We start from the raw sequence: 25,187 nt of genomic DNA, 5'->3' as shown, positions 1-25,187 counted from the left end.
GTCAGAGGAGCTGCCGGCTCAGCTTGGCGTGGCGGTTGACGTCCTTGTAGAGCAGGTAGCGGAACCGGCCGGGGCCGCCGGCGTAGCAGGCTTGCGGGCAGAACGCCCGCAGCCACATGAAGTCGCCCTCCTGCACCTCGACCCAGTCCTTGTTGAGGAGGTACACCGCCTTGCCCTCGAGCACGTAGAGGCCGTGCTCCATGACGTGCGTCTCCGGGAACGGGATCACGCCACCGGGCTCGAAGCTGACGATGTTGACGTGCATGTCGTGGCGGACGTCCGCGGGGTCCGCGAAGCGCTGGGTCGTCCACCGCCCGTCGGTCCCGGGCATCTCGCCGCCCTCGACCTCGGTCTCGTTCGTCACGAACGGCTCCGGGACGTCGATGCCGTCGACGTGCTCGTAGGCCTTGCGGATCCAGTGGAACGTGGTCGGCTCGGTGCTCTCGTTGCGCAGCTGCCAGTCACAGCCCGGCGGCAGGAACGCGTAGCCGCCAGGCGTGAGCTGGTGCTCCTCGCCGGCGACCGTGAGCCGGGCCGTGCCCTCGACCACGAACAGGACGCCCTCGGCGCCCGGGTCGAGCTCGGGCCGGTCGCTCCCCCCGCCCGGGGACACCTCGACGATGTACTGGGAGAACGTCTCGGCGAACCCCGACAGCGGCCGCGCGATCACCCACAGCCGGGTGTCGTCCCAGAACGGCAGGGCGCTGGTGACGATGTCGCGCATGGTGCCGCGCGGGAGGACGGCGTATGCCTCGGTGAATACCGCACGGTCCGTGGTCAGGTCGGTCTGGTCGGGCAGGCCGCCCTTCGGCGCGTAGTAGCGGGGGTTCATGCGTCTCCTCTTCTCAGCAGCCGGCCGCGGGGGTCCGCGTCGACGTCGATCCGCGCGCCGCGCAGCCAGGTGCTGCGGACGACGCCGGCCAGCTCCCGTCCGGCGTACGGCGTGACGGCGTTCTTGTGGTGCAACGCGCGGGCGTCCACCACGTACGTCTCCTCGGGAGCGAGCACGGCGAAGTCCGCGTCGCAGCCGACGGCGATCCGGCCCTTGTGGCGCATCCCCGTCTGCGCGGCCGGAGCCGCGCACATCCAACGGGCGACGTCGACCAGGTCGAGGCCCCGTCGGCGTGCCTCGGTCCAGACCGCGGACAGGGAGATCTGCAGCGAGGAGATGCCTCCCCAGGCCGCGCCGAAGTCGCCCTCCTCGAGCCGCTTCAGCTCGACCGTGGACGGCGAGTGGTCGGACACCACGAGGTCCAGCGTCCCGTCGCGGAGACCGTCCCAGAGCCGGTCGCGGTTGTCCTGCTCCCGGATGGGCGGGCAGCACTTGTACTGGGTCGCGCCGTCGGGGATCTCCTCGGCGGCGAACGACAGGTAGTGGGGGCAGGTCTCTGCGGAGACGCGCACTCCCCCGCGTCGAGCATCGGAAAGCAACGGCAGCGCCTCGGCGCTGGACACGTGCAGGACGTGCACCCGGCAGCCGGTCGCCCGCGACAGGTCGATCACCTGCTGCACCGCGCGGTTCTCGGCGTCCCGCGGTCGGGAGGCGAGGAAGTCGGCGTAGCGGCCGCCGTGCGGGTCGGGCGCGTGGTCGATGGCGTGGGCGTCCTCGGCGTGCACGATCAGCAGCCCGTCGAAGGTCGCGATCTCCCGCATCGCCGCCTCGAGCCCTGCGCTGTCGAGCGGCGCGAACTCGTCGACGCCGGAGTGCAGCAGGAAGCACTTGAACCCGAAGACGCCGGCGCCGTGCAGGGGGCGCAGGTCGGCGAGGTTGCCGGGCACGGCGCCGCCCCAGAAGCCGACGTCGACGTAGGACTGGCCGGCTGCGGTCTTGCGCTTCACCTCCAGCGCGGCGAGGTCCACCGTCGGCGGGATGCTGTTGAGCGGCATGTCGACGATGGTCGTGACGCCGCCCGCGGCGGCCGCCCGGGTGGCGCTGGCGAAGCCCTCCCACTCGGTCCGGCCGGGGTCGTTGACGTGGACGTGGGAGTCGACGACGCCCGGCATCAGCACCTCGTCGTCGCCCAGCTCGACCACCTGCTCGGCGGTGAGATCCGCGTCGAGCGGCTCGACCGCGACGACCGTCCCGTCCTTGACGCCTACCGCGAGCGGACGCTGACCCTCAGCGGTGACCGCCCGCTCGGCGCGGACGACCAGGTCCAGCTGGCTCACCCGCCACTCCTCTCGTCCATCCACCCGGCTGCGCGAACCGGGGTCCGCTGCCGGCCGAGGCCCTCGACCTCGAGCTCAACGACATCACCGTCCCGCAGAAACGGCTTGGGGTCGGGGCGCCCCGCCGCGACACCGGCCGGCGTGCCGGTGAGGAGCAGGTCCCCGGGCTCAAGGGTCATCAGACCGCTGAGGTAGCACAAGAGCTCCGCCACGGAGAACGCCATGTCGGCCGTGCTGCCGCGCTGCCGCAGCTCTCCGTTGACCCGCAGCTCGAGCGCGAGCGCCTGCGGGTCGGCCACGTCGTCGGGCGTCACGAGCCACGGACCGGCCGGCGTGAAGGTGTCGCAGCACTTGCCCTTGGCCCAGGTCGGGCCGTCGGCCGCCAGGTGGCGCTCGGTCACGTCGTTGACGGCGACGTAGCCGCCCACCGAGCCGAGCGCACGCGCGGGGTCGTCGCACCGGCGCAGGGTCCGCCCGACCACGACGCCGAGCTCGACCTCGTGGTCGGTGGCGGTGCTGCCGGGAGGCAGCTCGATGCCGTCTTCGGGGCCGCACACGGTGCTGCCTGGCTTGAGGAAGACCACCGGCCGCTCCGGCACCGCGGCGCCGCTCTCGGCCGCGTAACACCGGTAGTTGAGCCCGATGCCCACGACCTTGCCCGGCCTCGCGACCGGCGCACCCCGGCGCGCGCCCGGCGGCACCGCCGGGAGCATCCCCGAGCCGAGAGCCGCGGCGACCGCAGCCAGGGCGCGGTCGTCCGCGAGCAGCGCGCCGTCGATGTCGCCCACCACCGAGGCCAGGTCGCGCAGGACGCCGTCGGCGTCGAAACCTGCCGGCCGCTCGGAGCCGGCCCGCCCGACGCGCAGCAGCCTCATGCCGGCCCCCGGCCGAGGGGGACGGCGAGCGACGCGAGCCGGTCCGCCGCGATCCGCTCACCGAGCCGCTGCAGGAGCGGGACGGGCTCGGCCATGCAGCGTCGTACGTCGGGCTCCAGGTCGGTCAGGGCGTACGCCGCCGCGACCCTGGCCTCGCGCAGCCGGTCGCTGTCGAGGCTGGTGCGCCCGCAGACGGCGACGACCGGGATCCCGGCAGCACCGGCGGCGGCCGCGACCCCGGCGACCACCTTGCCGTGCAGGGTCTGCTCGTCGAGCGAGCCCTCCCCCGTGACCACGAGGTCGACGTCGGCAAGGCAGTCGGCGAACCCCATCAGCTCCAGCACCAGCTCGATCCCGGAGCGCAGCTCGGCGCCGAGCAATGACAGCGCGGCGAAGCCGACACCGCCGGCCGCACCCGCTCCGGGGACCTCCCGGTCGTCCTCACCGGTGGTGGCGCCGACCACGTCTGCCCAGTGGGTCAGCGCGCGGTCGAGCTGCCGCACCTGCGCCGGGTCGGCGCCCTTCTGCGGGCCGTAGACGGCGGCCGCGCCCCGCGGACCGGTGAGCGGGTTGTCGACGTCGCACGCGACGGTCAGCGCGACACCCGCCATCCGCGCGCGGAGCGGGGACAGGTCGAGCGTCTGCACCGCGCCCAGCGCGCCGCCGCCCTCACCGACCTCGCCGCCGTCGACACCGAGCGTCCGCGCACCCAGGCCGCGGACCAGCCCGAGACCGCCGTCGGTCGAGGCACTACCGCCAATGCCGAGGACCACGCGCCGACAGCCGGCGTCGACCGCAGCAGCGATCACCTCGCCGGTCCCGCGGCTGGTCGCGCTCATCGGCGCGGGGACACCGTGGGGCAGCCGGGCGAGCCCGGACACCGCGGCCATCTCGACCACCGCGAGGTCGTCCTTGCGGGCGTACGCCGTGCGCACCGGCTCACCGGTGGGACCGGTCGCGACGACGTCCACCAGGGCAAACCCGGCCGCCTCGGCCGCCGCGAGCGTGCCGTCGCCACCGTCGGCGACCGGGACGGTGGCCACGACCGCGTCGGGTCGCGCCCGTCGTACCCCGGCTCCCACGGCTGCGGCGACCTCGGCCGCGGTGAGCGAGCCCTTGAACTTGTCGGAGGCGATGAGGACCCGGGGCATCGGTGGGCCCTCAGTCCAGCAGGGCGATCGCGGTGGGGGCGTCCTCGCCGCGCTCGGCCAGCTCCTCGAACTCCACGACAGCGTCGATCTCGGTGCCCATCGACACGTTCGTGACGCGCTCCAGGATGATCTCCACGACGACCGGCACCTGGAACTCGGAGATCAGCTTCTTGGCCTGCTCCAGCGCCGGCAGGATGTCGTCGGGTTCGGAGACCCGGATCGCCTTGCAGCCGAGTCCCTCGGCGACCTTGACGTGGTCGACACCGTAGGCGCCGACCTCGGGCGAGTTCACGTTCTCGAAGGACAGCTGCACGCAGAAGTCCATGTCGAACCCGCGCTGCGCCTGGCGGATCAGGCCGAGGTAGGCGTTGTTCACCAGCACGTGGACGTAGGGGATGTTGAACTGAGCCCCGACCGCGAGCTCCTCGACGAGGAACTGGAAGTCGTAGTCGCCGCTGAGGGCGACGACGGTCGCCTCCGGGTCGGCGGTCGCCACGCCCAGTGCGGCCGGCAGCGTCCACCCGAGCGGGCCGGCCTGGCCGGCGTTGATCCAGTGCCGTGGCCGGTAGACGTGCAGCAGCTGCGCCGCCTGGATCTGCGAGAGCCCGATGGTGGTGACGTAACGGGTGTCGGGCCCGAACGCCTTGTTCATCTCCTGGTAGACGCGCTGCGGCTTGACCGGCACGTCGTCGAAGTGCGTCTTGCGCTGCATGGTCCGCTTCCGGTCGCGGCACTCCTCGGCCCAGGCAGAGCGGTCGGCGAGCTTGCCGGCGGCCTTCCAGTCCCTGGCGACCTCGACGAAGGCCTCCAGCGCCGCCCTGGCGTCGGACACGATGCTGTAGTCGGGCGCGAAGACCCGGCCGATCTGGGTCGGCTCGATGTCGACGTGCACGAAGGTCCGGCCGCGGGTGTAGGTGTCGATGCTGCCGGTGTGCCGGTTGGCCCAGCGGTTGCCGATGCCGAGCACGAAGTCGGACGCCAGCATGGTCGCGTTGCCGTAGCGGTGCGACGTCTGCAGGCCGACCATCCCGGCGGTCAGCGGGTGGTCGTCGGGGATCACGCCCCAGCCCATCAGCGTCGGCACGACCGGGACGCCGGTCAGCTCGGCCAGCTCCACCAGCAGCTCTGCCGCGTCGGCGTTGACGACGCCCCCGCCGGCGACGATGAGCGGCCGCTCGGCGGCGTCGAGCATCGACAGGGCCTTCTCCGCCTGCTGGCGGGTCGCGGCCGGCCTGGTGACCGGGAGCGGCTCGTAGGTGTCGATGTCGAACTCGATCTCGGCCAGCTGCACGTCGATCGGCAGGTCGATCAGGACCGGGCCGGGACGGCTCTCCCGCATCAGCTGGAAGGCCTTCTGGAAGGTGCCGGGCACCTGGGCGGGCTCGAGCACGGTGACGGCCATCTTGGTGAGCGGCCGGGCGATGTCGGCGATGTTGATCGCCTGGAAGTCCTCCTTGTGCAGCTTGGCCACGGGTGCCTGGCCGGTGATGCACAGGATCGGGATCGAGTCGGCCGCTGCGGCGTAGAGGCCGGTGACCATGTCGGTGCCGGCGGGTCCGGAGGTGCCGATGCAGATGCCGATGTTGCCTGCCTTGGCCCGGGTGTAGCCCTCGGCCATGTGGGAGGCGCCCTCGACGTGACGAGCGAGCACGTGCTTGATGCCGCCGTGGGCCTTCATTGCGCTGTAGAACGGGTTGATCGCGGCGCCGGGCAGACCGAAGGTCTGGGTGGCCCCCTCCTTCTCCAGGATGAGGACCGCGGCGTCGACTGCACGCATGCGGGGCATGGGACTTCTCTCTGTGTTGACGGGGTTCGACGGGTGGAAGGGCAGGTCAGGAAGAGGCGAGCCCGCTGAGACGCTCGACGCCGCGGAGCAGCGCGGAGTGGTCGAGGCCGCCGTCGCCGGAGGCCTTGGCGGAGGCCATCAGCTGGGCGACGAGCGCCCCGAGAGGTACGACGACGCCCGCCTCGCGCGCGGCCGAGGTGACGATCCCCATGTCCTTGTGGTGGAGCTCGATCCGGAACCCGGGGTCGAACGAGCGGGAGAGCATGTTCTCCTTCTTCTGGTCCAGCACCTTCGAGCCGGCCAGCCCGCCGCCCAGCACCTCGAGCGCGGCCTTGGTGTCGACGCCGTACGCCTCGAGGAAGACGACGGCCTCGGCGAGCGCCTGGATGTTGGCGGCCACGATGAGCTGGTTGGCAGCCTTGACGGTCTGCCCGGAGCCGTTCGCACCGACGTGGACGATGGTCTTGCCGACCACGTCGAAGAGGGGCTTGGCGGCCTCGAAGTCGGCGGCGTCGCCGCCGACCATGATCGAGAGAGCGGCGTTCACCGCGCCCGCCTCACCGCCGGAGACCGGCGCGTCGAGGAGCCGGAAGCCCTGCTCCTTCGCCGTGACGGCGAGGTCGACGGTCACGTCGGGCCGGATGCTCGAGAAGTCGATGACGAGGGCGCCCTGCCGGGCGTTGGCGAAGACCCCGTCCTCGGCGGTCAGCACCTCTTGGACCTCGGGTGAGTCCGGCACCATCACGCAGACGACCTCGGCGCCGTCGACCGCGTCGGCGATCGAGGACGCGGCTCGGCCACCGGCTGCCACCAGCGGCTTGGTCCGGTCCGGGGTGAGGTTGTAGCCCGCGACCTGGTGGCCTGCCTTGGCGAGGTGGACGGCCATCGGGCTGCCCATGATGCCGAGGCCGATGAATGCGATGTCGGTCATGTCCTTCTCCTGTCCGTGGTGGGGGTCGTGCCCTGGGTCAGCCGGCGGTGCCGGCAGTGCCGGCGGTGCCGACTGGGCCGCCAGCGCCGACTGGGGCGCTGGTGGCCGCGCGACGGTCGCGCGGGAGCCAGCCGAAGCTGGCGAGGGTGGGGCCGGAGGGCTTGTACTCGAGGCCGACCCAGCCGCGGTAGCCGCCGGCCTCCAGGTCGGCGAGCTGCTGCTCGAGCGGCAGCGTCCCGGTGCCGGGCTCGTTGCGGCCCGGTGCGTCGGCGATCTGCACGTGCGCGACCCGGCCGGCGTGCTCGGCGACGACCTTGTCGACGTCGTCGCCGTTGACCGCGAGGTGGTAGAGGTCGGCGAGCAGGCCGAGGTTCCTGACGCCGGACGCCTCCCGGACCCGCTCGATCACGGCGAGCACGTCGGCAGCGGTCCGGAGCGGGTACCGGTCGGCCCCGCTGACCGGCTCCAGCAGGACGGTCCCGCCGATCCGGGCGACGGCGTGCCCGGCGAGCGCGAGGTTCTCCACGGCCACCTCGCCCTGCTCGGTCGGCGCGGCGTCGTCGACGCGGTTGCCGTAGAGGGCGTTGAACGCGCGGCAGCCGAGCTGCTCGCCGATCCCGGCGACGACGTCGACGTTGTCCCGGAACTCCTGTGCGCGCGCCGGCCACGACACCAGTCCGCGGTCACCGCCGGGCATGTCGCCGGCGAAGAAGTTGAGCCCGACCAGCTGGACGCCCGCGTCGCGGACGGACCGGATGAAGGCGTCCACGTCCTTGTCGGCGGGGACCGCCTCCGCGAAGGGCCACCAGAACTCGACGCCGTCGAAGCCGGCGCTCTTGGCGGCCGCGGGGCGCTCCAGCAGGGGCAGCTCGGTGAACAGCAGGGAGCAGTTCACCTCGAAGGGCAATGAGTGCAGCATCGTTCTGGTCCAGTCCTTCCGGATCGTCGGGTTGCGGGCCTCAGCAGAAGCCGGGCACGGCGTGCCAGGCCGAGCCGGGCTCGGAGGCGTCCTCGCGGAGCACGGTCGCCTCGATCAGCCCGTAGGGCCGGTCGGCGGCGACGAAGACCTCGCCTGCGTTCTCCAGGCCGAAGGGCGACAGGTCCACCAGGAAGTGGTGCTTGTTGGGGGCCGAGAAGCGGATCTCGGCGACCTCGGGGTGCTGTTCGAGGACGGACTCACCCATGCCGTAGAGCGTCTGCTGGAGCGCGAGGCTGTGGATCTCGGCGAACCGCTGCAGGAGCAGCGCCTTGATCCCGTCGAAGGACTTGTCCCAGTCGATCTCGCCGCGCTCGATGGACGGGCTGTCGTAGCGCCACCGGGCGACCAGCGACGTGGCGAGGATCCGGTCGTCGGTCTCCTGCAGCGTCGTGTACTTGTCCTTGAGGTAGCCCTGGAACTCCGAGCCGGTGGACTTGAGGACGGTCAGGTCGTTGATGCCGGAGACGACGTGGGCCCGACGGTCCGCGCCGCTGCCGTCGACGTTGACCACGGTGGTGCGGATCCCGGAACCGGAGCGGACGAAGGAGTGGTCGTGCCCTGCGCCGTCCACCGCGATCCGCTCCCAGGGGTACTCCTCGACCTCGACCCGCGCCCCGTCCGCGGCGGGCGCGGCGGCGATGAAGTGGTCGGCCAGGGTCAGGGCGTACTCCTCGATGGAGCGGACGCCCTTCTCCTTGGCGAAGGCGAAGCAGGTGTTCTTCTGGGTGTCGGTCGGGAGGACGTCCTTCTGGTCGCCCACGGTGTGGGCGTCCTCGAACCGGCCCCGCAGCGACGTGGAGACGTTGAGGTCGCGGATCTGGTGGCGAGCCGAGTCCCGGTAGACGCGGAAGACTCGGTTCTCGGCCTTGCCGTACTGGTTGGCGCCTAGGCGAACGGTCATGGGATTCAGCTCCCTCTGTAGGTGGAGTAGGCGAACGGGCTGAGCAGCAGGGGTACGTGGTGGTGGCTCTCGTCGCGCACCGCGAAGGTGAGCGCGACCTCGGGGAAGAAGCAGTCCTGGCCGGTCGTCGCGGCGTACGCCGCCACGTCGAACACGAGCCGGTAGGAGCCGGGCGCGACCTGGTCGGGGCCGAGATCTCCCACGCGGCCGTCGTCGTCGGTGTGGGAGGTGGCGAGGACCTCCTCGCGGTCGGCAACCAGGCGCAGCAGCCGGACAGGGACGCCCGCGGCCGGCCGGCCGCGCGCGGTGTCGAGGACGTGGGCGGTGACCTGGCTCATCCCGCCAGCACCTTCCGAAGTCGGAGCACCGCGATCTTGCGCAGCTCGTCGGCGACCACCGCGGCCTCCGTCTGCTCGTCGTTGCCCAGGCGCTCCCGCAGCGCGGCGAGAACGTCGTCTCCGGAGAGGCCGGTGGCACAGATCAGGAAGACCCGGCCGAACCGCTCCTCGTAGGCGCGGTTGCCCTCCAGGAGGGCGTTGCGGGTCCGGGCGTCCGTGGAGACGCCGGACTGCTCCTCCCGGGAGAGCTCTGCGTCGGCGCCGCGGCCTTCCGCACGCTCCCCGATCCGGGGGTGCGCGGCCAGCGCGCGGTCCACGTCCGCAGGGGCGAGCTCGCGCGCGGCCTTGTCGGCGGCGTCGAGGGCGGACTCGATGTCCGGGTAGGGCCGGCCGTCCCGGACGGTGGCGGCCCAGCCGGGCACGTCGCAGCACGTGAGGAGTGCCGACGTGGCCACGTCAGCGGGCGCCGAGTTGAACTCGTCCAGGGTCACGTCAGCCACCTTTCTCGCTATGTGGAATAGCACTTCCGAACAACGGAAGCCTTGCATGTGGCCGCCGTCACGTCAACAGTTTGTTGAAAAACTGTTGGAAGGTGGCCGCCAGCGCCCGGCGAGCCGGGTCGCTGGAGTGGCGGGACGAGCGAGGAGAGCCGGGCCTAGGAACCAGCGCGGTTGAGGTAGTTGTAGACCGTGAACCGGCTGACCCCGAGGGCCTCGGCGACGGTCTCCGCGGACTTGCGGTAGGTGAACGCCCCGCGCTCCTCCAGCAGCCGCACCGCGCGTTGCTTCTCGGCGCGGGAGAGCTCGACCAGCGGCACGCCCAGCTCGTCGGCGAGGCCCTCCAGGAGGCGGCCGAGGTCGCCCACCGCCTCGGACCCGGCGGCAGTCGGTGAGGGCAGCCGGACGCCGGCCACGACGTCGCCCTCCCACACGAGGGGTACGTCGTCCGCGCCCATGTCGTCCGGCGCCACGAGCCGTCCCTGGACCCGCTCCAGCAGCGGCTCGAGCGCGCTCAGCAGCGGATGGGCGGCGTCGACGACCGCGGCCTCGTCACCCCGGGCCCTCTGCTCAGGCATCGGGGCGCTCGACTTGCAGGGTGATCCGGGTGGCGCCGTTGTCGATCGCGGCGCGGAGCACCGCCGGCAGCGCGTCGTACATCGTGTCCTCGTCGCCGGTGACCGAGGTCCCGAAAGGGCCGAACTCCGCCTCCAGGCCCGCCGCCTGTACCGCGTCGAGGGCGGCTGTCACGTGCGCGGGCGGCTCCCCCTCGCCGTGGAACGGCTCGGTGGTGAACTCCGCTCTCAGGCGCATGGGGGAAGGTTACTCGCGCGCACCGGCGGTCAGGAGGACCGACGGCGTGCGAGCGCCGCGAGCCGGTCGCGGTCGGTGTCCACCAGCCGCTCGACCTCGGACTCGTCGACCGCGCCGCACTCGACGCCACGCAGCACGAAGCCGGCGAGGGCGGTCGCGGTGGCGGGCTCGTCCAGGAAGCCGGAGTCGCCGCCGCCGAGGTAGGCGCGCAGCCGGGCCGCGGCGCTGGGAAGGCCCTCGCGGTAGAAGGCGTAGGTGGCGGCGAACCGGCTCGGCAGCTGCGCGGGATGCAGGTCCCACCCCTGGTAGAAGCCACGCTCCAGCGACCGGCGGACGAGCCGGGCATGCAGCCGCCAGCCCGCGTGCACCGCCTCACGGTCGCCGACCGGGAGCACGTTGGTCGAGCCGTCCGAGACGAAGACGCCGGTCCCGGCCGCCGCCACCTGCATGACGGTCTTGGCGTGGTCCGCGGCGGGATGCTCCATGCTCTGGTACTCCGCGGCGATGCCGCAGGAGGCCGAGTAGTCGTAGGTGCCGTAGTGCAGGCCGCTGCACCGACCGTCGGCGGCGTGGATCATTCGCGCGACGAGGACGGTGCCGTCGGGACCCAGCACGGACTGCGGGGTCTCGACCTGGATCTCGAACCGGAGCGCGCCGGACGCGAGCCCGTGCGCCTTCTCGACAGCGGCGCAGGCGACGACAATCGCCTCCACCTGGTCCACCGAGGTCACCTTGGGGAGCGTCAGCACGAACCCCTCCCCCAGGCCGTCGGCTGCGGCGAGCTCGCCGACGAACCGGTGCAGGGTGCGGACGCCGCGGGCGCGGGTCGGCGCCTCGAAGCTCTTGAACCGGATGCCGTGGAACGGCGCAGCAGCGCCGTCGGCCAGCGATCGGGACAGGGCCGTCGCGGCCGCCGTCACGGTCGCGTCCTCGTCCTCGTCGGACCGCGCGCCGTAGCCGTCCTCGAAGTCGATCCTCAGGTCCTCGATCGGCTCGGCTCCGAGCTTCGCGTGCACCCGCTCGTAGACCTCGTCGGCCAGGCCGGCCGGCAGGTCGAGGAGGCCGGCGAACGCGCCCGGTCCCCCGCCGTGCTCCTCGAGGACCGCGCGGGCCTGCCGGCCCCAGGCCGGGACGGTCTCCGCGTCGTACCTGTCGGCGGGGACGTAGACCGTGTGCACCGGTTGCCGCACGCCCCGGTCGCCCGGGAAGTCCCGGGCGAGCTCCTCGTCGGCGGTGGCGAGACGGGCGTCGAGGTCGCGGGTCAGCTCATCGAGCGAGGTCACGGGGCCACCACCAGGTCACGCTTCTTTCGGTTGTCCGATTTTCCGTATCGCGGAGGCTACTATCTGCTGTACGGAAGTCGCAACGGCGTGGGCCGAAGCGGCCCGCGTGACCAGAGGAGAGAACCCGTGAGCGAAGAAGCGGCGGACGCCGCACCCGAGCGGCGCGCCCGGACCGGCGGGGTGCAGTCCATCGAGCGGGCGTTCACCGTGCTCGAGGTGATGGCCGACCTCGGCGGCGTGGCGGGCCTCTCGCGCCTGTCGGAAGCCTCCGGGCTGCCCCTGCCGACCATCCACCGCGTGGTGCGCACGCTCGTCGACATCGGGTACCTCCGCCAGGAGCCGTCAAGGCAGTACGCACTCGGCCCCCGGCTGATCCGGCTCGGCGAGAGCTCCGCGCGGATGCTGAACATCTGGGCGAGGCCGCACCTCGTCCGGCTGGTCGACGAGCTGGGCGAGTCGGCCAATCTGGCCATGCTCGACGGCGACCAGATGGTCTATGTCGCCCAGGCGCCCTCGCGTCATTCGATGCGGATGTTCACCGAGGTCGGCCGTCGGGTGCTCCCCCACTGCACCGCGGTGGGCAAGGCGATCCTCGCGGAGATGCCGGCCGACCAGGTCAAGGAGCTCCTGGACCGCACCGGCATGCCTCGCTTCACCCCGCAGACGATCACCGAGCAGGACGCCTTCTTCACCGCGCTGGAGAGGATCGCCGAGCAGGGGTACGCCATCGACGAGAGCGAGCAGGAGATGGGCGTACGGTGCGTCGCGCTGACCGTCCCGGGTGCGCCCGCTCGGCTCGCCCTCTCCCTGTCGGGCCCGGCCGTGCGGATGACCGAGGACCTCGTGGAGCGCGCCGTGCCCCTCATGCGACAAGCAGGTGCTTCGCTGGCGCGCGACCTGGCCTGAGGCAAAATCGCGCAGCGGGCTATGGCTTCCTCGCGTCCAAGGGAGTAGGCAGGGAGGACCGGTGGTGCCGGCCGGGCACTGCCCCGTCCCAGAGAGGAATGAGCCGTGTACGCACGATCCACCACGCTCCACGGGAAGCCCGACAAGGTCGACGCGGGCATCAAGTTCGTCAAGGACGAGGTCGCGCCCCAGCTCGACCAGATCGAGGGGTGTCGCGGCCTCTCGCTGCTGGTCGATCGCGAAACCGGTCAGTGCATCGCCACCAGCTCCTGGGAGAGCGAGGAGGCCATGCGCGCCAGTGACGAGAAGCTTCGTCCGATGCGCGATCGCGGGCGGGACATCCTCGGTGCGTCCATGCAGATGGACGAGTGGGAGATCCTCCTCATGCACCGCAACCAGCACGGCGAGTGCTGCCGGGTCAGCTGGCTGCAAGGGGACGTCGACAGCCTGACGGAGACGTTCCGCACCGGGATCCTGCCCGAGCTCGAGCGGACCGACGGGTTCTGCAGTGCCAGCCTGCTGGTGAACCGGTCGACCGGGCTGGGCTGCGCCACCACGACCTGGGAGTCGCGCGCGGCCATGGAAGCCAGCCGCGCAGCGGCCGACGACATGCGCAGCCGGGCCGCGAACGAGACGGGCGGCGAGATCGTCGACGTCCACGAGTTCGACCTCGCCTACGCGCACCTGCACGTCCCTGAGATGGCCTGACGATCACCTCGTTCGACCGAGCCCGTCCCCCTGGGCGGGCTCGGCCGCAAGGTGGCCGTCACCCGACCGTCACCTGCGGCCACCGCCTGGTCAGCTCGCGCAGCCCCTCGCGCGTGATGAACGACGGGTTGCTGCCGGCCGCCATCTTCAGCACCTCGATCTGCCCGAGGAGCGGATGCTCGACCAGCTCCGCGCGCAGGACCGGCGGCTCCACGGGCCCGAGCTCGACCGGCATCGTGAGCTCGGGCGACCCGGGCTCGGCCGCGCCGGTCGTGCGGCCCTGCGCGTAGATGCCCGCCGGGATGCTCGGGTCGCCACCGCTGACCCAGAGGAGCACGGGCTGACCGGCGGCGATCAGGTCGGCGCGGTACGTCGGCCGCACGCACCGAGCGGTGACCGTCCGGAAGCCGCTCCGCACGAGCTCCCCGACGGGCTGCTGTCGGGGATTGGTCTTGAGCACCCAGGCGCCGAGCGACTCCGGGGTGAGGGCTCTCGCTCTCGGTGCCACGTCGAGCACGCTATCCAGAGGTGCCCAGCGGCCGTCCATCTCCCGCTGGATCTTGTCCCAGCTCCGGGCCGCTCAGCGGCGATCGTGCTCCCGTTGCGCACCGCGGCGGCCGCGTACGCCGTCGACACGGCCTCACCTGACGCGGGAAGCCGTGGTCGTCGGCGACGCGACCGCGCGCGGCCCCCCTCAGGTCTCCGGAGTCGGCGTGTTGTCGACCAGGATCAGCCCGCGGTTCGCGTTGCGCAGCACGGTGATGTGGCTGCCGGCCACGTTGCGCTTCAGCCGGATCGCGCCGATCCGGTGGTGGCGCCCGTCACCGGGCTGGTGGTTGTAGGCCAGGTTGTTGTTCACCGCGATGTTGCGGCCCACATTGTTGTCCCGCAGCATGATCCGACCGTCGTTGCGGGTGACCCTGATGTTGTTGTTGACGGTCATCCAGCAGATCGCGACGTTGTGGGAACGCGTCACCTTGATGTTGTTGCCGACCGGCGGGTCGACCCGACAGCCCGGGGTGCCGATCTTCACGGTGCGCTCGGACCCGCGGATGTGGATGTTCCGCTGGACCTCAGTGTTGATGACGAACACGCTGCCCGAACCGTGCAGCGCCTTCAAGTTGCCGGTCACCAGGGCGTTCCTGAGGTAGCAGGAGGCGCCTGCAGGCACGGTGACGTTCGTGTAGGTGCCCGTGAACGGGTCGTTCCTGGTGTTGTCGCAGACGAGGTCGGTGACCACGCCGGCGGCTTGGGTGGAGGAGCCTTGTGCGGAGGGGCTCAGCGTGACGGGCGCTGCCAGGGTCCCCATGACCAAGAGGGCAGCACAAAGTAGCCGCTTGTCCATGTCCATGTCTTTCTCGAGGAGGGAGCACGCCCGGCTGCTTGACGCCCCGAGAATCCGCGTGTCAACTGGGCGACCGCTCATTACCCCGAGCCTGAGGAATTAGCACTCGGCAAAAAGGTAAAGATTTTCGGACAGTCCCGGCACCGGGACACCGCGAGTACGTCTTCGAACACTTGCACCCTTGAGCCCCCACCGCCAGACCTGCGCCCTGACCATGGCACCTGCGACATGGCGTGACAGCCGGCCGCCTTGCGCGCGGTCATGCCGATTTGCAGCATTCGGCGGGACTCAACTGCGGCCGAGCGCCCGGGTCCCGCAAAGACGGGACCGTGAGCCCATGCGCCGGGACGGGGTCGACCACGACAGTCGGGACATGAAACGAAACCGAACCCTCGTCATCTCGGCGCTCCTTGCCAGCCTGGGCCCACTCGCGGGCAACGGGCTATGGGCCGGCCCCGGCACCGACGGCGACAAGATCCTCGCCGACGCCCGGGATGGGCTCCCCACGATCGCGTACGTCGGCCTGACGCTCGAGCTGCTCGGCTTCGCCGCGCTCGCCGTACTCTTCGCCTGGCTTGTCACCTTCCTCTTCGAGCGCGCATCGGTCGCCGCGGTCACGACGGCGATCACCGGCACGGCCATGCTCGCGGTGAAGGTCGGGTCCGCCGGGCCGATGATGGTCGTGCACTCCATCCCGGAGAAGCTCGATGCCGTGACGGCGGAGGCGCTGATCTCGATGAACGACCAGTCGTTCGTGGTCTCCGGCTTCCTGATGTGCGTCGCATTCCTTGCGGCCGGGATCGGGCTCCTGGCCACCGAGTTCCCCCGCTGGCTCTCCTGGTGGGCAGCTGTCGCGGGCGGGCTCGGAGTCGCCGCCGGCATCGTCGGGATAACCCGGCCGGACAGCTACGTGCCGATCCCGTTCCTCCTCTGCCTCGTCTGGATGATCGCCGTCGCTATCACGTCGGTCATGCGCCCCGACGACGCCGCTTCGGTGATTCCCGCAAAACGGGTCGACCCTCACGCCGCTGCAACAGAATGACGAGGTGAGTACGTCGCGTGGAGCCACGGTCGCCGCATGGTGGCCGTGGCTCGCGCTGCCCGCCCTCGCGACGGGCCTCGTCTCGGCTGGCCTCGCCCTTGGCCTCACCGATCCTGACGGAAATTGGATCAAAGGGGAGGCGTGGGTCAACGTGCCGCTCGCCATCGGGTTCAGCACCGTCGCGGCCGGGATCTGGTCGACCCGCCCGCACCCGGTCGGCCTGCGTCGTCTGGCCGTGCTCTACACGGTGGTCGGCCTCGGCGCCGCGTTCGTACTCCCGGCCCACGGCTGGGCCCGCAGCGACGTGGCCGGCGACGCCTTCGCTGCATGGGTCTCGAACTGGGTGTGGTCACTCGGGGCCGCGCCGCTCCTCGGGGTCGGGCTGCTGCTCTATCCCGACGGTCACCTGCCCGGTCGCCGGTGGTGGCCTGCCGCCGCCATCGGCCTGACCGGTATGGCGACGCTCACCGCGTCCGCGGCGCTCCCACCCGGTCCGCTTGCGGACCACACCAAGTTCGACAACCCGGTCGGGTTTGGGAGCCGGGGTCTGTGGGAGGTCGCCGGAGGGGTCGGTTTCGGACTCCTCATGCTGGGCGCGGCGCTCGGGGTGGTGGCTCTAGTCGTCAAGTTCCGGCGAGCTCCGACGGGCGGTGACGTCCGTGGCCAGGTCGGCGGCTTCTCGCTCGCTGGCGCTCTGGTCGTCGTGGCCGCCTCACTCCCTGAGAGCGACGACGTGACCACCAATCTGCTGGCACTGGCTGCGGCGACCGCGCTGCCCGTCACGGTCGGGGCCGCCGTCGTACGCCACTCGCTGCTCGACCAGCGCGCGGACGTCGAGGGACTGAACCGGCGCGTCAAGGACCTGTCGGCCTCCCGCCGGCACATAGTCAACGAGCGCGAGGAGGAACGCGTCCGGCTGCGTCGCGACCTGCACGACGGCCTCGGCCCCTCGCTCGCCGCGATCGGGCTCGGCCTGCGTCAACTGGAGCAGCGCAAGGACGCCGGCGACAACGGCGTCGTACGCGAGCTCGCGGACGAGGTGCAGAGAGCCGTGTCCGAGGTACGCCGCATCTGCGACGGCCTGCGCCCGGCTGCACTCAACGAGCTCGGCCTGGCCGGCGCGCTCACCGAGTCCATCGAACCACTCCAGCGCTTCGGCCCGCGGGTCACTCTCACCGTCGACGCACTCCCCCCGCTGACCCCCGCGGTCGAGGTGGCCGCCTTCCGGATCGTCATGGAGGCGGTCACGAACGCAGTACGTCACGCGGACGCGCAGCACGTCCAGGTCCACGTCGCGTACGACGACGGGGTCGCCGTGAACGTGGCCGACGACGGCCGCGGCCTTGCCGACGACCGCGTGCCGGGCGTGGGCCTCCGCGGCATGTCCGACCGGGCGGACGAGGTCGGAGGCCGACTCACGGTCAGGTCCACTGCGCCTGCAGGCACCGCAGTCCACGCCTGGCTACCGGCGGCCGACCATGACTGAGTCCGTGCGTGTTCTCGTGGTCGAGGACCATCCGCTCTACCGGCAGGCGGTCGGCTCCCTCGTCGACGGGATGCACGGATGGCAGGTCATCGGGTCGTACGCCGACGCCGAGAGCGCACTGCCACGAGCCTCGGAGGCCGATCTCGTCGTGCTCGACCTCGGGCTGCCCGGCGTCGATGGAATCGAGGCGACCGGACTGTTCAAGGCTGCGAACCCGGACCTAGCGATCTTGGTGCTGACCATGTCGGAGGACACGCCAGTGCTCACGGCTGCGCTGAGAGCCGGTGCCCAGGGCTACCTCGTCAAGGGCGCCGAGCCAGAGGACATCGAGCGCGCCCTCCAGGCTGTCGCGCGGGGTCAGGTTGTTTTCGGCGAGCAGGTCGCCGCCGCCGTACTCGCCCAGGCCGGTCGGCGCACGACGGTGGCCGTTGACTCCGTGTTCCCGACACTCTCGGGCCGCGAGGTAGAGGTGCTCGACCTCATCGCCGCTGGTCGATCCAACGCCGAGATCGCCGCGTCGCTGGTCGTATCACCGAAGACGGCCAAGAACCACGTCTCGAGCATCCTCACAAAGCTCGGCTGCACGCGCACCGAAGCCGTCGCCCGCGCCCGCGACGCCGGCCTCGGCCGACGTTGAGCCGCCTCGACGTCGCGGAAATGCTTGAGCCATTCTGGTCTACTGCAGACGGTACGACGCTCGCCTGATCTCGCGGCATAGTCGGGCGTCGCGCACGGCAGCGGGCGAGCATGCTTACCTCTTGCCGCGGCCTGTCGGGACGTGCCCTGTGTTGGCCGCGCGCAGCGCCCCGTGGGCGCCCGTTCCGCCGGCCCGTCACGTGGCTTGGCGTGCTCGGCACGCTGCTGGGCAGCAGCGAGAAGGTGGGGCTGTTGTCAGCTCGCATCGATGCCCGCCTCGCCATTGTCGTCACGGGGGCTTGAATGGCAGTGATGGTGTTCTCGGCCACTTCAACGACACGTCAGTGGGTCCTTAAGGGAACATCTGTTCTATTGTGGATGGATGGGTGGCGTGCGGCACGTGTGGGTGCGGCCGTCGTTCACGCCCACCGAGATGCCCGGTCTGGTCCTCGGGTGGCGGCAGTCGCCTGAGTGGGAGGCACAGGTCGTGTACGTCGATCCGCGCGGCCGGGTCGCCCTCGAGTGGCTCTCCCCCGACCAGCTGAGGCCGGTCCAGGGGCAGCAGCGGACCGGGTCGCGGTACGGCTGACGACAGGTCTTCCTGGCCGGTCAGGCGACCCGGCGCTCCGAGCGCTGGATCCGCCGGGTCGCGCGCATGCGGCGGAGCCGGCGCACCAGCACGGGGTCGTGCGCGAGCGCCTCCTCGCGGTCGATGAGGTCGCTGACGATGCGGCCGTGGTCGGACCCGCTGAGACCGAACCGGCGGCGCGCCGCGTCGGCGCGGCTGGCGCCGTACCGCCACCAGTGCCGCTCGAAGGCGAGCAGGGAGCGCTCGAGCTCGGTCAGGTGCATGACTCCACCGTGGCGGCCTGGAATGACGGATCGGCCGCGTTCTCACGTCACGGACGGAGATCCTGGCGTGGTCCTCGTCACGGCCGGGGGACGACGACCACCGTGCACGGGGCGTGCTCGACCAGCGTGGCCGCGACGGATCCGAGCAGGAGGTCGGTGAGCGTCGAGCGCTCGCGTGAGCCCACGACTGCCACGTCCTTCCCGTGGGCCAGGTCGAGGAGCACGTCGTCGGCCAGCCCGTGCGCGAGCTCGACCGTGACCGGCACGTCGGGATGGCGCGCCCGGAAGGTGCTCAGCATCTCGGCGACGATCTGCCGGTGCTCGACGTGGACCTTGTCCGACACCTCGCGCGTCGGCAGGTCGATGCCGGCCCCCGCCGCCCAGAAGCAGTGCGCGACGGTGAGCGGTGCACCGCGGGAGGCGGCGAGCCGGAAGGCCTGGTCGAGCGTCGGCAGCGAGCGGTCGCTGGCGTCGACGCCGACCAGGACGCCGCCTCCCGACGGCACCCCACGACCGAGGCGCACGACCGCCACCGGGCAGTGCGCGTGGCGGGTCAGGCCGACCGAGACCGAACCGAGCAGCAGCCGCTTGACCGGACCGCGCCCGTGCGAGCCGACGACGACGAGGCCGGCGTGCTCGGACGCCTCGATCAGGAGATGGCGGGCGTCCTCGGACCTCCAGCCGGTGGTGACCTCCAGGTGCGGGTGCTCGGCGAGCGCCACGTCCCGCGCACTCGCCAACAGCCCTTCCGCGCCCTCGACCATCGACTTCTTGAGGGCGTGGACGTCGACGAGCGGCTGGGCCATCCAGTACGGGTCGACCGCGCCGAGGGCGTGCAGGACCATCAGCGGCCGCTGCTCGCGCTCCGCCTGGTCGGCGGCCCAGGCGAGGGCGCGGGAGGAGTGCTCCGAGCCGTCGATGCCGACCACGACGGCTCCCGCGGGGATCCGCAGCGCGTCCATGCCTCGATCGAAGCACGCATCGGCTCCGATTCCCAGCACCGGTCCCTGGGCATCACCCCTAGCGACGCACTCCCGCACCACGGGGGACGAAGACCGGCACTCCCCGCTCCCCGACGTGCACGTCGAGGATCGCGTGGTGGTCGGTCGTGCCGAAGAAGCTCTGGTTGGCGACCAGCACGCTGCGGCCGGCGAACGTGACGTTCGACGGGGTGTCGTAGGGGACCGCCGAGCCGTTGTCGCCGGCCAGGGGAAGCGCCGGCACCCGCTCGACCTCGGTGAAGTCCTCGTCGAGCACCACGAGCTGGTTGCTCCCGGCGTTGGCGACGTAGACCCGGCCGGAGCGGGCGAAGCTGAAGCCGTCCGGCAGGTCCATCGGCCGCGACTGCCAGAGCTTCGTCAGCGTCCGCTCACCGCGCAGCGGCACCCGGTAGAGCTTGCCCTGTGCGACAGCCGGGTCGCCGAGACCGAGCGACGTCTGCTGCATGACGAACAGCGCGCGGCGTCCCGGCCCGAGCGCCAGGCCCGCGGTGCCGAGTTCGATCCCGTCCAGCCGCCTGTCCGCGAGCCACACCCGCGCCCGGCCGCCGCCCGGCGGGACCCTCCAGAGCACGGCCTGGCCGTAGTCGGTGAGGTAGAGCGCGCCGTCCGGCCCCCAGGCGGCGTAGTTCGGGATCGGGCCGGCGTCGTGGAGGTTCGGCGTGCAGCCCTCGCCGGGCTGTCCGGGCGCGCAGGCCGGGAGGTCGCGGAGCCGGGAGTACGTCGACCAGCGGCCGCTCTCGAGGTCCAGTCGCATCACCTTGCCGGTGCTCTTCTCGAGCACGACCAGCCGTCCCCGGGCGTCGACGTTCGCCACCTGCACGCCGTGGCTGGCCTCGAGGTCCTGGCCCGGCACCTCCCACGACCGGAGCAGGTCGCCGCGTCGAGACCACTCGCGGACGATCGACGGCACGGTGTCGCCGCGCGGGTTCGAGAAGGTGCCGGCGTAGACCCGTCCGTTCGGGTGGACCACCACGTTCGCCGGGTACCCGGGCGCCTGGACCTTGGCGAGGACCTCGGTGTGCCAGCGCTCGCGCTCGTCGGCGACGGTTCCGGACCCGCCGGCCGGGGCGAGGACCACGAGGAGCGAGCCGAGGATCGCGCCGAGCAGTGCGGCGAGGGTCGTGCGTCGGACGGTCATGACAGCTTGTCCAGCACCTCGCGCGCGGCCCTCTCCCCCGCCCGCACGGCGCCGTCCATGAAGCCGGACCAGTAGGTGGACGTCTCGGTGCCCGCCCAGTGCACCCGGCCGAACGGGCGACGGATCTCCGGGCCGTGGGTGGAGATCACCCCCGGCCGCGGGAGCGCGATCGGGCCGCCGGCGGTCCACCGCTCGAGCGTCCAGTCGTGCTCGGTGTACTCGATCGGGTGCAGCGCCTGCTCGCCGAACATCTCGGCGAAGCCCTCGAGCACGGCCCGCTTCCGCTCGGCCCGGGGCAGGCGGCCGTAGGTCCGCCACGTCGACCCACCGACGAACGCCAGCAGCACGCCCGGCGCGCCGGAGGCGGGCGTGTTGTCGAAGACGACGCGGGTCGCACCCTCGTGGGACAGCCCCGACCCGGACAGACCGGCCTTGCGCCAGAACGGGGTCTCGTAGACCGCGTCGCACTTCATCAGGTTGCCCATCGGCATGCCCGCCAGCAGGTGCCGGCGCCGTGCCGGCAGCTGCGGCGACCAGTCGATGTCGAGCACCAGCGGCGGCGGGCACGCGACGACCACCCGCTTCGCCCGCACGGTGCCGCGGTCGGTGTGGACGTGGGCCCAGGCGTCGCGCTGGACGATGCGTCGCACCGGCGCGCGGAGCGCGACCCGGTCACCCAGCTCGCGCGCCATCCGGATCGGCACCATCTGCGAGCCGAGCTTGAACCGGGAGTCCTGCGCCCCGCCAGCCGTGCTGGAGGAGCGCTCGAACGTCCCCACGTGGCGCTCGTTGCCGGCGGTCGCGATGAACCACGCGAGGAAGAGCACCGAGACGTTCCCGGCGTCGGAGCCGAAGCTCGGCTGGAAGTAGCACTCCAGGAGCGTGTCGGTGTCGGTCGAGAGCGTCTGCCGCGCCACCCACTCCTTCACGGTGACGGCGTCCCACTCGGCAGCCCGCGGATGGCTCCACGGCGCGTCGACGGCGATCTCCGAGGCCATGCCGTTGATCCGCTCCTGCAGCAGGGCGGCGTCGACCAGGATGCTCGGGTCCGGCGGGACGGTGCCGGTGTACGTCGAGCGGCGGCCGTTCTTGACGTAGACGTTCTCGCCCTCGACGTACTCCTTGAAGGTCCGCACGCCGAGCTCGTCGGCGAGCCGGAGGATGCGGTCCTGCGTCGGGCCGACGAAGGCGCCACCAGCCTCGATGACGCCGCCCGCACGCAGGTGGTGGTTGAGGACCCGGCCGCCCACCCGGTCCCGCGCCTCCACGACGAGGACCTTCGCACCGCGCGCCCGCAGCACTCGCGCGGCCGTCAGCCCGGAGATGCCGGCGCCGACCACGACCACGTCCACCCGGTCGGGCAGCGGCCCGCTCGTCGTGGCTGCGGTCGCGGGGGCCGAGGTCCACGGCCCGCTGGCCAGACCCGTCGTGCCTGCCGCGCCGATCGCGAGACCGCCGAGCAGCTGCCGACGTCCGAGCCCTGTACCCATGTCCACCTCGCGCCATCAGGTCACTTGACCTAGAACCTAACGAGACCGCCCGTTCGTCGTTACGCCAGACACATAGGCTGAGACAGAAGAGGCAGAAGGAGGATCGCGAATGGCGCGCATGCCGCTGGCACAGCGACGGCAGCAGCTCGTGGACGCCGCCATCGCCGTCCTCACCCGCGACGGCGTCCCGAAGGCCACCACCCGGGCGATCGTCGCGGAGGCCGGGACGTCGCTGAGCGTCTTCCACTACTGCTTCGACTCCAAGCAGGAGCTCCTCGATGCGGTCATCAAGAGCCTGGTCGGCACGACGGTGGACCTCGCCGAGGCGTCATTCGAGGCGGGCGCGACCCGCCAGCAGATGATCCGGGCCGGGCTCGCCGCCTACTGGTCGCACGTCACGTCCAACCCCGACCGCCATCTGCTCACCTACGAACTCACGCAGTACTGCCTCCGCACGCCCGGCTATGCCGCGGTCGCGCGCCAGCAGTACGACCACTACGCCCACGCGTTCATCGCGATCCTGGACGCGCTCGGCGCCGAACCGGCCGTGCCCCTCGAGACGATCGGGCGCTACTGCGCGGCCATGATCGACGGCCTGACGCTCGACTGGCTGGTGCGCCGCGACGACCGCAGCGCCCGCCAGGTCCTCGACCTGCTCGCCCACCACATCGACGAGGTCATGCTGCAGCCGGAGGCCGCGGCGAGCTGACCGGCCCGGTCCTCAGTCCTCGTGGTCGTCGCTGGCGAAGTCCTCGTTGTGCGTGCCCGGCCGCGGGGCCCACGGCAGCTCCTTCGCCGGACGTACGACGACCAGCCGGTCGCCGCGCGCCAGCAGGGTCACGACCGGGTCGAAGTAGCGGTAGACCTTCTCGTCCCGCACGACGGCGATCACCTGGTCCGGCAGTGACTGCGGCGGCACACCGACCTCGTTGACCAGCAGCTCACGCTCGGCGACCTCCAGACCCTCTCCTCCGTAGGTGAGCAGGTCCTCCATCACCGTGCCGAGGGTGGGCGAGAGCGTCGAGAGGCCGAGCAGCCGGCCGACGGCGTCGGCGGAGATGATGACCGAGTTGGCGCCGGACTGCCGGATCAGCGGGGCGTTCTCCTGCTCCCGGACGGCCGCGACGATGAACGTGTCGGGGTTGAGCTGCCGCACGGTGAGGGTGGCGAGCACGTTGGTGTCGTCACGGTCGGTCGTGACGATCACCTGGTCGGCGGTGGCCACGCCGGCCCGGCGGAGCACCTCTCGTCGGGTCGCATCCCCCGTCACGACGGCGAGCTGGTCGGCGTGGGCCTCGGCGAGAGCCTCGGGGCTGGGGTCGACGACGACCACGCTCTCGCGGTCGAGCCCGTTGTTGACGAGGGTGTCGACGGCGCTGCGGCCCTTGGTGCCGTATCCGATGACGACGACGTGGTGTCCCATGTGCTTCCTCCAACGGGCGATGCGGAACATCTCGCGGCCGCGCTGTGCCAGCACCTCGAGCGTGGTGCCGATCAGCAGCACCAGGAACGCGATGCGGGCCGGCGTGATGACGAAGGCGTTCACCAGGCGGGCCTGGTCGGACACGGGCGCGATGTCGCCGTACCCGGTCGTGCTGAGGGTGACCGTCGTGTAGTAGATCGCGTCGACCAGCGAGACCGTGCCGAACGGGTTGGCGGTGGTGGCGTCGCCGGAGTCGCGGTAGCCGCCCCGGTCGATCATCACGAGGACGACCGTGCCGGCCAGGATGCCGAACGCGGCGAGGATCCGCCGGCCGAGCTCCCACCACGGCGAGCGCTCGCGCTCCGGCAGCGCGACCAGGCTCGTGGCCTGGTCGGCGTCCGGGGACAGAGGGGCGCGCACAGCGGCGAATCTAGTCGACGTCGACCTGTGCGCCGCGCTCCCTCGCCTGCGTCACCCGGCTGCGGAGGCGGGTGACCAGCTCCCGCCGGGCGCGGGTGGTCACCTCCTGCGGGAAGACGGCGTCGAACGCGGCGTTGACCGCGGCACCGATCAGCACGGCCAGCGCCAGGAGGTAGAGCCACAGGAGCACCGCGATCGGCGCGGCGAGCGGACCGTAGATGGAGCGGGAGTCAGCGGCCGTCACGGTGAGGAACCAGCGCAGGACGTAGGAGCCGAGGATCCAGGCGACCAATGAGAACGTGGCGCCAGGGAGGTTGAAGCTCCAGTTCGTCCGGACCGGCACCGAGACGTGGTAGAGCGTCGCGAGGAAGCAGATGCAGATGACGATGATCGTGGGCCAGTAGAAGGTCATCAGGAACTCGGCCCGCTCCGGGAGCCAGTCGCGGACCAGGGTCGGCCCCGCGAGCACCAGCGGGATGGAGACCGCGCCGGTGATCAGCGCCAGGATGTAGAGGACGAATGACAGTGCCCGGGTCTTGACGATCCCCCGGCTCCCGCCGAGGCCGTGCATGATCGTGATGGTGTCGACGAAGACGTTGAGCGCGCGCGAGCCCGACCACAGCGACAGCACGAAGCCGATCGAGATGACGTCGAACCGGCCGCCACGGAGCACCTGGTTGAGCGTCGGCTCGATGACCTTGTTGACCGCACGGTCGGTCAGGAACGTGGAGAAGAGCTCGAGCACCGCCTCGCGGATGTCCTCGATCTGACCCGCGGTGAAGTTCTCCGAGACGTAGCCGACGCCCCCGATGAGCGCGAAGATCAGCGGCGGCACTGAGAGCACCGCGAAGAACGCGCCCTCGGCGGCCAGGCCGGTGACGCGGTATCTCAGACACGAGCCCACCGTGGTGACGACCAGGCGCCAGACCAGGTGCAGGAAGCGCCGGTGCCAGGGCTGCGGCGACGGGACTCCCCCGGCGCCCGGGTCCTCGGCGCTCATGGCCGCAACCGTAGTCG

General features: G+C 71.6%; 28 protein-coding genes. 7 read left to right on the top strand and 21 right to left on the bottom strand.

Annotated features, from left to right (window positions below; genetic code table 11):
- Position 1: 1 nt before the first annotated feature.
- The 13 genes from F0U47_RS14425 to F0U47_RS14365 all read right to left on the bottom strand — a co-directional run bounded on the left by F0U47_RS14425 (position 2) and on the right by F0U47_RS14365 (position 11,723).
- The gene (locus F0U47_RS14425) at positions 2-832 is read right to left on the bottom strand and encodes a bifunctional allantoicase/(S)-ureidoglycine aminohydrolase (RefSeq protein WP_149751162.1); all 831 of its coding nucleotides are present in this window, start codon (positions 830-832) and stop codon (positions 2-4) included.
- The gene (gene allB / locus F0U47_RS14420; RefSeq protein ID WP_223162779.1) at positions 829-2,169 is read right to left on the bottom strand and encodes an allantoinase AllB; all 1,341 of its coding nucleotides are present in this window, start codon (positions 2,167-2,169) and stop codon (positions 829-831) included. Before allB ends, F0U47_RS14425 begins: the two co-directional genes overlap by 4 nt.
- On the bottom strand, positions 2,166-3,044 hold the full coding sequence (locus tag F0U47_RS14415) for a fumarylacetoacetate hydrolase family protein (RefSeq protein ID WP_149751161.1): 879 nt from the start codon (positions 3,042-3,044) through the stop codon (positions 2,166-2,168). The genes allB and F0U47_RS14415 overlap by 4 nt, the downstream gene beginning before the upstream one ends.
- Positions 3,041-4,195: a glycerate kinase gene (locus tag F0U47_RS14410; protein WP_149751160.1), complete on the bottom strand. Its 1,155-nt coding sequence runs from the start codon at positions 4,193-4,195 to the stop codon at positions 3,041-3,043. The genes F0U47_RS14415 and F0U47_RS14410 overlap by 4 nt, the downstream gene beginning before the upstream one ends.
- A 10-nt stretch (positions 4,196-4,205) precedes the next feature.
- The gene (gene gcl, locus F0U47_RS14405) at positions 4,206-5,972 is read right to left on the bottom strand and encodes a glyoxylate carboligase (RefSeq protein WP_223162778.1); all 1,767 of its coding nucleotides are present in this window, start codon (positions 5,970-5,972) and stop codon (positions 4,206-4,208) included.
- Positions 5,973-6,027: 55 nt separating this feature from the next.
- Positions 6,028-6,969, bottom strand: coding sequence for a 2-hydroxy-3-oxopropionate reductase (locus F0U47_RS14400; protein ID WP_281290999.1), 942 nt, complete (start codon positions 6,967-6,969; stop codon positions 6,028-6,030).
- Entirely contained in the window at positions 6,950-7,819 is an 870-nt protein-coding gene (locus F0U47_RS14395; RefSeq protein ID WP_246159633.1) for a hydroxypyruvate isomerase family protein, read from the bottom strand. The genes F0U47_RS14400 and F0U47_RS14395 overlap by 20 nt, the downstream gene beginning before the upstream one ends.
- 52 nt (positions 7,820-7,871) lie before the next feature.
- The gene (gene pucL / locus F0U47_RS14390; RefSeq protein WP_149751156.1) at positions 7,872-8,792 is read right to left on the bottom strand and encodes a factor-independent urate hydroxylase; all 921 of its coding nucleotides are present in this window, start codon (positions 8,790-8,792) and stop codon (positions 7,872-7,874) included.
- A gap of 5 nt (positions 8,793-8,797) precedes the next feature.
- The gene (uraH, locus tag F0U47_RS14385; RefSeq protein ID WP_149751155.1) at positions 8,798-9,130 is read right to left on the bottom strand and encodes a hydroxyisourate hydrolase; all 333 of its coding nucleotides are present in this window, start codon (positions 9,128-9,130) and stop codon (positions 8,798-8,800) included.
- Positions 9,127-9,621 (bottom strand): 2-oxo-4-hydroxy-4-carboxy-5-ureidoimidazoline decarboxylase, encoded by a 495-nt coding sequence (uraD, locus tag F0U47_RS14380; protein ID WP_149751154.1) that lies wholly within the window; start codon positions 9,619-9,621, stop codon positions 9,127-9,129. Before uraD ends, uraH begins: the two co-directional genes overlap by 4 nt.
- A 164-nt stretch (positions 9,622-9,785) precedes the next feature.
- Positions 9,786-10,205, bottom strand: coding sequence for a helix-turn-helix domain-containing protein (locus F0U47_RS14375; RefSeq protein WP_149751153.1), 420 nt, complete (start codon positions 10,203-10,205; stop codon positions 9,786-9,788).
- Positions 10,198-10,440: a thiamine-binding protein gene (locus F0U47_RS14370; protein ID WP_149751152.1), complete on the bottom strand. Its 243-nt coding sequence runs from the start codon at positions 10,438-10,440 to the stop codon at positions 10,198-10,200. The genes F0U47_RS14375 and F0U47_RS14370 overlap by 8 nt, the downstream gene beginning before the upstream one ends.
- A gap of 29 nt (positions 10,441-10,469) precedes the next feature.
- Positions 10,470-11,723: a DUF6986 family protein gene (locus tag F0U47_RS14365; RefSeq protein ID WP_149751151.1), complete on the bottom strand. Its 1,254-nt coding sequence runs from the start codon at positions 11,721-11,723 to the stop codon at positions 10,470-10,472.
- A 126-nt stretch (positions 11,724-11,849) separates the two neighbouring features.
- Here F0U47_RS14365 and F0U47_RS14360 point away from each other — a divergent pair, with 126 nt between their 5' ends.
- Together F0U47_RS14360 and F0U47_RS14355 are read left to right on the top strand one after the other, a co-directional pair.
- On the top strand, positions 11,850-12,629 hold the full coding sequence (locus F0U47_RS14360) for an IclR family transcriptional regulator (protein ID WP_149751150.1): 780 nt from the start codon (positions 11,850-11,852) through the stop codon (positions 12,627-12,629).
- A gap of 105 nt (positions 12,630-12,734) precedes the next feature.
- Positions 12,735-13,337, top strand: coding sequence for an antibiotic biosynthesis monooxygenase family protein (locus F0U47_RS14355; RefSeq protein WP_149751149.1), 603 nt, complete (start codon positions 12,735-12,737; stop codon positions 13,335-13,337).
- Between the two features lie 58 nt (positions 13,338-13,395).
- Here the strand turns inward: F0U47_RS14355 and F0U47_RS14350 are convergent, their stop codons facing one another.
- Together F0U47_RS14350 and F0U47_RS14345 are read right to left on the bottom strand one after the other, a co-directional pair.
- Positions 13,396-13,845: a hypothetical protein gene (locus tag F0U47_RS14350; protein WP_149751148.1), complete on the bottom strand. Its 450-nt coding sequence runs from the start codon at positions 13,843-13,845 to the stop codon at positions 13,396-13,398.
- Between the two features lie 186 nt (positions 13,846-14,031).
- Positions 14,032-14,646: a hypothetical protein gene (locus F0U47_RS14345; RefSeq protein WP_149751147.1), complete on the bottom strand. Its 615-nt coding sequence runs from the start codon at positions 14,644-14,646 to the stop codon at positions 14,032-14,034.
- A gap of 409 nt (positions 14,647-15,055) precedes the next feature.
- Here F0U47_RS14345 and F0U47_RS14340 point away from each other — a divergent pair, with 409 nt between their 5' ends.
- The 4 genes from F0U47_RS14340 to F0U47_RS14325 all read left to right on the top strand — a co-directional run bounded on the left by F0U47_RS14340 (position 15,056) and on the right by F0U47_RS14325 (position 18,435).
- Entirely contained in the window at positions 15,056-15,724 is a 669-nt protein-coding gene (locus F0U47_RS14340) for a DUF4386 family protein (RefSeq protein ID WP_188111361.1), read from the top strand.
- Between the two features lie 4 nt (positions 15,725-15,728).
- Positions 15,729-17,210 (top strand): sensor histidine kinase, encoded by a 1,482-nt coding sequence (locus tag F0U47_RS14335; protein ID WP_149751146.1) that lies wholly within the window; start codon positions 15,729-15,731, stop codon positions 17,208-17,210.
- A complete protein-coding gene (locus tag F0U47_RS14330) occupies positions 17,203-17,847 on the top strand; it encodes a response regulator (protein ID WP_149751145.1) in 645 nt (214 codons plus the stop codon). Before F0U47_RS14335 ends, F0U47_RS14330 begins: the two co-directional genes overlap by 8 nt.
- Before the next feature lie 381 nt (positions 17,848-18,228).
- On the top strand, positions 18,229-18,435 hold the full coding sequence (locus F0U47_RS14325) for a hypothetical protein (RefSeq protein ID WP_149751144.1): 207 nt from the start codon (positions 18,229-18,231) through the stop codon (positions 18,433-18,435).
- A 20-nt stretch (positions 18,436-18,455) separates the two neighbouring features.
- Here F0U47_RS14325 and F0U47_RS14320 read toward each other — a convergent pair whose 3' ends face one another.
- From F0U47_RS14320 to F0U47_RS14305, 4 genes are all read right to left on the bottom strand, one after another.
- Entirely contained in the window at positions 18,456-18,698 is a 243-nt protein-coding gene (locus F0U47_RS14320; RefSeq protein WP_149751143.1) for a DUF3263 domain-containing protein, read from the bottom strand.
- A 77-nt stretch (positions 18,699-18,775) separates the two neighbouring features.
- Positions 18,776-19,660, bottom strand: a complete 885-nt coding sequence (locus tag F0U47_RS14315; protein ID WP_149751142.1) for a universal stress protein — start codon at positions 19,658-19,660, stop codon at positions 18,776-18,778.
- Between the two features lie 58 nt (positions 19,661-19,718).
- The gene (locus tag F0U47_RS14310) at positions 19,719-20,837 is read right to left on the bottom strand and encodes an SMP-30/gluconolactonase/LRE family protein (protein WP_149751141.1); all 1,119 of its coding nucleotides are present in this window, start codon (positions 20,835-20,837) and stop codon (positions 19,719-19,721) included.
- Positions 20,834-22,327, bottom strand: coding sequence for a flavin monoamine oxidase family protein (locus tag F0U47_RS14305; protein ID WP_149751140.1), 1,494 nt, complete (start codon positions 22,325-22,327; stop codon positions 20,834-20,836). The genes F0U47_RS14310 and F0U47_RS14305 overlap by 4 nt, the downstream gene beginning before the upstream one ends.
- Positions 22,328-22,436: 109 nt before the next feature.
- Between F0U47_RS14305 and F0U47_RS14300 the strand changes: the two genes are divergently transcribed.
- Entirely contained in the window at positions 22,437-23,036 is a 600-nt protein-coding gene (locus F0U47_RS14300; protein WP_149751139.1) for a TetR/AcrR family transcriptional regulator, read from the top strand.
- Between the two features lie 12 nt (positions 23,037-23,048).
- Here the strand turns inward: F0U47_RS14300 and F0U47_RS14295 are convergent, their stop codons facing one another.
- Both F0U47_RS14295 and F0U47_RS14290 read right to left on the bottom strand, forming a co-directional pair.
- The gene (locus tag F0U47_RS14295; protein ID WP_149751138.1) at positions 23,049-24,170 is read right to left on the bottom strand and encodes a potassium channel family protein; all 1,122 of its coding nucleotides are present in this window, start codon (positions 24,168-24,170) and stop codon (positions 23,049-23,051) included.
- A 10-nt stretch (positions 24,171-24,180) separates the two neighbouring features.
- Entirely contained in the window at positions 24,181-25,170 is a 990-nt protein-coding gene (locus F0U47_RS14290; RefSeq protein ID WP_149751137.1) for a YihY/virulence factor BrkB family protein, read from the bottom strand.
- Between the last annotated feature and the right edge of the window lie 17 nt (positions 25,171-25,187).

It is taken from the genome of Nocardioides antri, assembly GCF_008373765.1.
GTDB lineage: Bacteria > Actinomycetota > Actinomycetes > Propionibacteriales > Nocardioidaceae > Nocardioides > Nocardioides antri.
Note: the sequence above shows the minus strand (reverse complement) of the source record. Positions and strands in the feature narration are given on the sequence as shown.

Excerpts from the sequence above, each read along its gene's own strand:
- F0U47_RS14375 (WP_149751153.1), bottom strand. The coding sequence starts at position 10,205 with ATGCCTGAGCAGAGGGCCCGGGGTGACGAGGCCGCGGTCGTCGACGCC.
- F0U47_RS14320 (WP_149751143.1), bottom strand. The coding sequence starts at position 18,698 with ATGCACCTGACCGAGCTCGAGCGCTCCCTGCTCGCCTTCGAGCGGCAC.
- gcl (WP_223162778.1), bottom strand. The coding sequence starts at position 5,972 with ATGCGTGCAGTCGACGCCGCGGTCCTCATCCTGGAGAAGGAGGGGGCC.
- F0U47_RS14290 (WP_149751137.1), bottom strand. The coding sequence starts at position 25,170 with ATGAGCGCCGAGGACCCGGGCGCCGGGGGAGTCCCGTCGCCGCAGCCC.
- F0U47_RS14415 (WP_149751161.1), bottom strand. The coding sequence starts at position 3,044 with ATGAGGCTGCTGCGCGTCGGGCGGGCCGGCTCCGAGCGGCCGGCAGGT.
- F0U47_RS14310 (WP_149751141.1), bottom strand. The coding sequence starts at position 20,837 with ATGACCGTCCGACGCACGACCCTCGCCGCACTGCTCGGCGCGATCCTC.
- pucL (WP_149751156.1), bottom strand. The coding sequence starts at position 8,792 with ATGACCGTTCGCCTAGGCGCCAACCAGTACGGCAAGGCCGAGAACCGA.
- F0U47_RS14330 (WP_149751145.1), top strand. The coding sequence starts at position 17,203 with ATGACTGAGTCCGTGCGTGTTCTCGTGGTCGAGGACCATCCGCTCTAC.
- F0U47_RS14300 (WP_149751139.1), top strand. The coding sequence starts at position 22,437 with ATGGCGCGCATGCCGCTGGCACAGCGACGGCAGCAGCTCGTGGACGCC.
- F0U47_RS14305 (WP_149751140.1), bottom strand. The coding sequence starts at position 22,327 with ATGGGTACAGGGCTCGGACGTCGGCAGCTGCTCGGCGGTCTCGCGATC.
- F0U47_RS14370 (WP_149751152.1), bottom strand. The coding sequence starts at position 10,440 with ATGCGCCTGAGAGCGGAGTTCACCACCGAGCCGTTCCACGGCGAGGGG.
- uraH (WP_149751155.1), bottom strand. The coding sequence starts at position 9,130 with ATGAGCCAGGTCACCGCCCACGTCCTCGACACCGCGCGCGGCCGGCCG.
- F0U47_RS14325 (WP_149751144.1), top strand. The coding sequence starts at position 18,229 with ATGGGTGGCGTGCGGCACGTGTGGGTGCGGCCGTCGTTCACGCCCACC.
- F0U47_RS14425 (WP_149751162.1), bottom strand. The coding sequence starts at position 832 with ATGAACCCCCGCTACTACGCGCCGAAGGGCGGCCTGCCCGACCAGACC.
- F0U47_RS14340 (WP_188111361.1), top strand. The coding sequence starts at position 15,056 with ATGAAACGAAACCGAACCCTCGTCATCTCGGCGCTCCTTGCCAGCCTG.
- F0U47_RS14315 (WP_149751142.1), bottom strand. The coding sequence starts at position 19,660 with ATGGACGCGCTGCGGATCCCCGCGGGAGCCGTCGTGGTCGGCATCGAC.
- F0U47_RS14345 (WP_149751147.1), bottom strand. The coding sequence starts at position 14,646 with ATGGGGACCCTGGCAGCGCCCGTCACGCTGAGCCCCTCCGCACAAGGC.
- F0U47_RS14410 (WP_149751160.1), bottom strand. The coding sequence starts at position 4,195 with ATGCCCCGGGTCCTCATCGCCTCCGACAAGTTCAAGGGCTCGCTCACC.